General features: G+C 46.6%; 6 protein-coding genes. 4 read left to right on the top strand and 2 right to left on the bottom strand.

The window, feature by feature from the left end:
- Nucleotides 1-284 precede the first annotated feature (284 nt).
- Nucleotides 285-614, bottom strand: coding sequence for a YgiT-type zinc finger protein (locus AB1797_12840; GenBank protein MEW5768477.1), 330 nt, complete (start codon nucleotides 612-614; stop codon nucleotides 285-287).
- Between the two features lie 218 nt (nucleotides 615-832).
- Here AB1797_12840 and flgA point away from each other — a divergent pair, with 218 nt between their 5' ends.
- From flgA to AB1797_12860, 4 genes are all read left to right on the top strand, one after another.
- Nucleotides 833-1,888: a flagellar basal body P-ring formation chaperone FlgA gene (flgA, locus tag AB1797_12845; protein ID MEW5768478.1), complete on the top strand. Its 1,056-nt coding sequence runs from the start codon at nucleotides 833-835 to the stop codon at nucleotides 1,886-1,888.
- A 79-nt stretch (nucleotides 1,889-1,967) separates the two neighbouring features.
- A complete protein-coding gene (locus tag AB1797_12850; GenBank protein ID MEW5768479.1) occupies nucleotides 1,968-2,579 on the top strand; it encodes a flagellar basal body L-ring protein FlgH in 612 nt (203 codons plus the stop codon).
- Between the two features lie 77 nt (nucleotides 2,580-2,656).
- Nucleotides 2,657-3,766, top strand: coding sequence for a flagellar basal body P-ring protein FlgI (locus AB1797_12855; GenBank protein ID MEW5768480.1), 1,110 nt, complete (start codon nucleotides 2,657-2,659; stop codon nucleotides 3,764-3,766).
- A 282-nt stretch (nucleotides 3,767-4,048) separates the two neighbouring features.
- Nucleotides 4,049-4,432, top strand: a complete 384-nt coding sequence (locus tag AB1797_12860; protein ID MEW5768481.1) for a rod-binding protein — start codon at nucleotides 4,049-4,051, stop codon at nucleotides 4,430-4,432.
- 693 nt (nucleotides 4,433-5,125) lie between these two features.
- Here AB1797_12860 and AB1797_12865 read toward each other — a convergent pair.
- Complete coding sequence (locus AB1797_12865) at nucleotides 5,126-5,452, bottom strand: hypothetical protein (protein ID MEW5768482.1); 327 nt, start codon at nucleotides 5,450-5,452, stop codon at nucleotides 5,126-5,128.
- Nucleotides 5,453-5,646 lie beyond the last annotated feature (194 nt).

Raw genomic sequence — 5,646 nt, forward strand, 5'->3', positions numbered from 1 at the left:
ACCACCCTCCCCTAACCCCTCCCATCAAGGGAGGGGAAGCTCTTATGCCGACGCTGTCGGTACAAAAGGAGATGAAACTTAACCCATAGCACTATAATCTGTAATGAGCTTACTTTTTTAACTTGATCTCGAGTAGATACATCTGCATTAAACTTATTTCAACGACTGCCCAAAAAGGTGGCGGGTTAGAATAGCTTACAAAACCTCCCGGAGGTTTAGAACCGGCGGGAGGTTGGACGGTTGAATGCTGAGTAAGCGGCCTTCTAACATAACGTTGAGGATATTCACTCTACTCGGCATAACTGTTGTTCTATTATAGTTTTGATTTCATCGTTAAGGGAATGATGGTGTTTGTGAGCCAGATTAGCCAGTTTTGCCTGGACTTCGGGTGAAAAATGTAAGTGAACATCTTCAGAGTAATGTTGATATATCTCGATTTTTCGGGCTGCTTCATGAGGGAAAAACATTTCTCCACAGCGATCGCAGACATCAACAGTTATATCAGGAACAGTGATTTCTTTTCCCTGGGACTGGAAGGTGTAATTTATAGTCCGTGGAAACACTCGTCCCTGGCAATTAGTATCTGAAGGACAGGGATACCCTTTAGATGGCATAAATATTTTATCTCCTTTCGTGAAACTCGATGTTCAAGTTTTTTCGACCTACGCCCTCAGACTTTCAGGGGTTGAAACCGCTAAAGCGGTTATGATTCTGGATGTTATCCTATCCGTAACACCCTGATAAATCAGGGTGCTAAACTCAATAAGCATGAGAATAGCACCCCGATTAAAGGCACACCTTTGGAAGGAAGTAAAGGCATAGGCAGGGAGGTATGATGTTAGTTAACAAGCTAATCAGGGCCTTTTGTCTGCTATTATTATCAGCCACTCAAGTCCTGGCTAGTGGCCGGATTGAAGTGAAAGAGAAGGTGACCCTCAAGGGGCCGGAGATTACCCTGGGGGAGGTGGCTGAAATATCTGGGATGCCCTCAGAGTTATCCGCTGAGCTTAAACAGATTCGGCTTGGCCGGGCACCCTTGCCCGGTCGGACAAGAAATATTAGATCAAGCTACTTAAAAATATTCCTTAACCGCTATGCTGAGGCAGGTTTTATCCTCGACTGCCCGGATCAGATTGAGATAACCACGGCCTCCCAACCTTTAGATGTAGATGCCTTGATTGAGGCTGCCTATTCCGCTCTTTTAGAAGGCCTCGGGCTTAATAAGGCGGAATGCGGAAGGCGGAATGCGGAGTCAGAGATGACAGAGGAGATAAGGGAGAAGGGAGGAGACAGAGGCGGCGGTTTTCAGACAGTGGTTGAGGTAGTTAAAAGACCTGGAGAGATGATCCTGCCTGAAGGAGAGGTAAAGTTTGAGATCGTTTCTCTCCCCTCACCCGGAACCAGAACGAGCCGGCTGTCCATCCCGGTCAAAATAAGGATTGACGGAGAGGAGGAATATCGGAGAGTGCAGGTAGGGTTTATGCTAAAACGATTTCAGTCGGTGGTGGTAGCGGCCAGACATCTTGACCGGCATCATTTACTGGCCGAGGAGGACCTGAAGATAGCCTCTAAAGAGATCAGGGGGTCATCCAGGAAGACCTTTTACCAAACGCCTGGGGAATTAATTGGCTACCGGACTAAGCGGTCAATTCAGGCAGGGACTCCCTTAACCGAGGCCATGGTTGACATCCCACCTCTGATTCATCGGGGAGATATAGTGGTCCTGGAGACCACCTGGGGAGACATTACTGTTTCGGCCCTGGGACAGGCCCGCCGTGACGGTCGGGCAGGCGAAAGGATCGCCGTGTTGAATTGCGATTCGAAAAAGGTAGTAGAAGGAAGGGTCAACGCCGAGGGAATAGTAGTGGTGGAAAGATCATACCCATAGGGGGATGTCACTTTGGACTAAAGATTTCTGATAAATTTGCCGATGAAGATATTAAAGAACTGGGAAGGGGGAAACCACAATGAAACTATCTGGAGGTAGAAAGGACCTGCTCAGTGGGCTGGTCTTTATTTTTTTAGCCGGTGTAGTTACGCCAGGGCAGGCAATCTCTTTATGGTCTGAAAGGAGTAATTACTTTATTGACCATAAGGCCAGACAACCAGGAGACATAATTACTGTTCTCATCACTGAATCTTCTAATGCTACTCACGCCGCTTCGACTAAACGAGATAAGGACGTTAGTGTTGATGGCGGCCCCACCAGTGTAACCAAAAATCTTCTCGACTTTCTTCCCTTCTTTGGAGGAAAAGCTAAGAGCGCCTACAAGGGGAGCGGAAGCACTACCCGGCGAGGAGCCTTAACGGCCACCATTAGTTGCCGGGTGGTCAAGGTTCTGCCTAATGGAAACTTAAGTATAGAGGGCTCCAAGAATATCCGGGTAAACAGCGAAGAAGAAGAGATCATCCTCTCCGGAGTAATCAGACCGGAAGATATTTCTTCAGATAATACCATCCCGTCTACCTATGTTTCCGAGGCCAATGTCCGTTATAAAGGAGGACTCACCTTCAGTGACCAGGAAAAACCAGGGCTGTTTAAAAGAGTCCTGGCCGGCATAGCTAATTTCTGTTTCTAATCGGCTTGGCCGTTTCGAGTTACGGATTTGACACCTTTCCAAACTCGAAACTCGAAACTTAAGTGGGGAGGGATAAAATGTTAGTAGCGATTATGAAGCGGCAGACCATTCTTTGGCTCTTTTTTCTACTCTTGCTGGGGGCTATTCTTTATGCCGGAACGATTAAGGCCCAGCCGGAGACCAGGGTTAAAGACGCAGCCCGGGTGGCCGGCGTAAGGGAGAATCAGTTGATCGGCTATGGCTTAGTCGTGGGGCTGAACGGCACGGGTGACAGCAGTAAGGCCCTTTTTACCAACCGGTCGCTGGTCAGTATGCTTGACCACCTGGGGCTGACCGTAGGGATAAACAATCTCAAGGTTTCCAATGTCGCGGCGGTAATGATTACGGCTGATCTGCCAGCCTTTGTCCGAACCGGCGACAGGATCGATGTTACCCTATCTTCACTGGGTGATGCCAAGGACTTGGAGGGGGGGGTCCTCCTTCAGACGCCGCTCTATGCAGCCGACAAGCTGGTTTATGCGGTAGCTCAAGGTCCTGTTTCTATTGGCGGGTCCAATGTGAATGCCGGTGAGGGACTGAAAAACCACCCCACCGTAGCCAGGATAACCAGGGGGGCTATTGTGGAACGTGAGGTTGTTTCTGCGGTGGCTGAGGGAGATACTATCCCGCTGGTCCTGAATCGGCCTGATTTTATTACGGCTTCCCGATTGGTTGAGGCGATCAACGCCGTTTTTGGTTCTCAAACTGCCCAGGCAAGAGATGCCTCCTTAGTAGATGTGAAGGTGCCGGCCCAATACCAGGAAAATCCAGTTGGTTTTGTGGCTATGCTTGAGGAGTTGAAAATTAAACCGGATACCATTGCCAAAGTGGTTATTAATGAGCGGACAGGGACAATAGTGGTCGGGGAAGATGTAAAGATTTCTCAAGTGGCTGTTTCTCACGGTAAGCTTTCCCTCACTATTGAGGCCGAGGAAGAGGCCTTAGGGGAGGGGAAGGAAGCTGAAGAGAAGAAGGCCACCGCCGCCACGGTTATGGAAAAGAAACTGGTTCTTATGAAGGAGAGCGCCAGGATTGCTGATGTCGTAGCGGCCCTGAATTCAGTGGGGGCGACTCCCCGGGATGTTATCGCTATCCTGCAGGCCGTTAAGGCGGCCGGGGCATTGCAGGCAGAACTGATTATTATGTAAAATCGTAATTATTCAGCCACTGATTAACACCTATCAGGTCATTTGACCCCTAGATAAATGTGTGGTAGAATTTATCAAAATCTAATTAAGGGGGATCAAGATGAAATCACGGATTAGCACGGATAAATAGCCGATAGCAGAGGACAGAAGACAAAGGTCAAAGGTTAAAAGGTGGTAGGGGCAACCCTCTGTGGTTGCCCAACAAAGGTGGTAGGGGCAACCCCCTGTGGTTGCCCAACACAAGAAGGGCAGGCACAGAGGCCTGCCCCTGCTTAAGGTAAGATGATTAATCCAATTAACCTTCACCAGGATATATTGGGGAAAGCTCAGATTGATTCCCAGCTTGATCAACTGAGGCAAATGGGCCAGGTAAATAATTTTGCCGACCAACTGCGACAGATTCAACAGGAAGAAGGGATGTCCGAACCCAAGAAAGGGGAGAAGGCCAAGCTCCTCGACCTCTGTTATAAAGTTGAGTCTATGCTGGTTTACCAAATGGTTAAAGGTATGCGCAGTACAATCCACAAGACCGATTTCCTCGAGGCCGGCATGGCCGAGGACATCTTCCAGGACATGCTTGACCATCATCGGGCAGAAGATATGTCCAAGACCGGCAATTTTGGGCTGGCCAAACAACTTTACGCCCAATTAAGCCGCTATCTGTAATCTGGCCAATGATATCCCTCAGGTGGATAGGTCTTAGTGGCTAAGTAGGACAACACGGCGTAACTTTCTCGCTGGTGTAACTATTCAGCCACAGATTTACACGGATGAAACACTGATTTTTTGGGCATTGTCTCATTTCGGTCAGAAACAGCCCTAAAAAGTGGTAACAGTTTTGGCCGAAGAGACAATACGCCCCTTGTATTTTGAAGGTTGTTTTTTAGACCTTCTGGTGTTATATATACCTAAAAACCTATATTGTTTCTAAAAGCTCAAAGAAATCGTAGGTGGGGAGCTTTACTCCCAAGATTTCTGCAGGGGATTTGCCTTCACGCTTTGAGCCTTTAACAAATGTATGAAGGTTATGATAAAGAGCAACCAGATAGATGAAGCTCTCACTGGTAACTACTCAGCCTCTATATAGTAGCCTTACCTAGCGAAACCACAACATATTGTGTTTAGGTGTTTAAAAGTTAGCTAAAATTCCTAAAAAACGGCTTTCTATGCAACCTATAAAAGGAGACGAACCACAATATATTGTGTTCTGTAAGCTTCAAAATCAATATGTGGTGGCTGAGTAGTTACTCTCACTGAAACGTTTCTTTATCTGCTGATATGGTCTGATGATGCTATTAACACATTCTACAGCACTGGAGCTTCTAAGGGTTGCATTAAGGATATCGATTATTTCACTCTTTATCTCATCATATCCCTCGCAAGATTCTTGTAATACTTTCTCTTTGAGAGTATCTTTAACGGATAAAATGGCTCTTCTTTTGCTGGGAACTCCAGAAACAGGGTTTTTCTTGGAACAATTGATCTTATCCTGATACCAGCTTTTGGGGGATGGTTCACCTTACTGTGAAAGCTTGCGGCTAAATTAGAAACCCGTTTTTTCCGAAAAAACGGGTTTCTGATCTCGTGTAATCCGAGTAGGTTGCCCCGAATTATTGAGGAAGATACGAAGGACCCGCCAGGTTTCACAAGAAAAATGGACGATTTGAACCGTCCCGCTTTTGGCAATGTGATTTATGATCTCCTCTTTAGTGAAGGGGGTCTCTTTAATATCTATTTTTCCAAGCCTGATTTCAAGCGGAACTTCCCCCTAAAAATCACCTAAAAAATAGACCTAACTCTATATATATCAAGAGGATACAACTAAAATATGTTTAAAAAGTGTGCCTACGAATATTTTTAATATTTTTAAAAAAATACTT

The organism is bacterium (assembly GCA_040753085.1).
Taxonomy (GTDB): domain Bacteria; phylum UBA9089; class JASEGY01; order JASEGY01; family JASEGY01; genus JASEGY01.

Excerpts from the sequence above, each read along its gene's own strand:
- AB1797_12840 (MEW5768477.1), bottom strand. The coding sequence starts at position 614 with ATGCCATCTAAAGGGTATCCCTGTCCTTCAGATACTAATTGCCAGGGA.
- flgA (MEW5768478.1), top strand. The coding sequence starts at position 833 with ATGATGTTAGTTAACAAGCTAATCAGGGCCTTTTGTCTGCTATTATTA.
- AB1797_12850 (MEW5768479.1), top strand. The coding sequence starts at position 1,968 with ATGAAACTATCTGGAGGTAGAAAGGACCTGCTCAGTGGGCTGGTCTTT.
- AB1797_12855 (MEW5768480.1), top strand. The coding sequence starts at position 2,657 with ATGTTAGTAGCGATTATGAAGCGGCAGACCATTCTTTGGCTCTTTTTT.
- AB1797_12860 (MEW5768481.1), top strand. The coding sequence starts at position 4,049 with ATGATTAATCCAATTAACCTTCACCAGGATATATTGGGGAAAGCTCAG.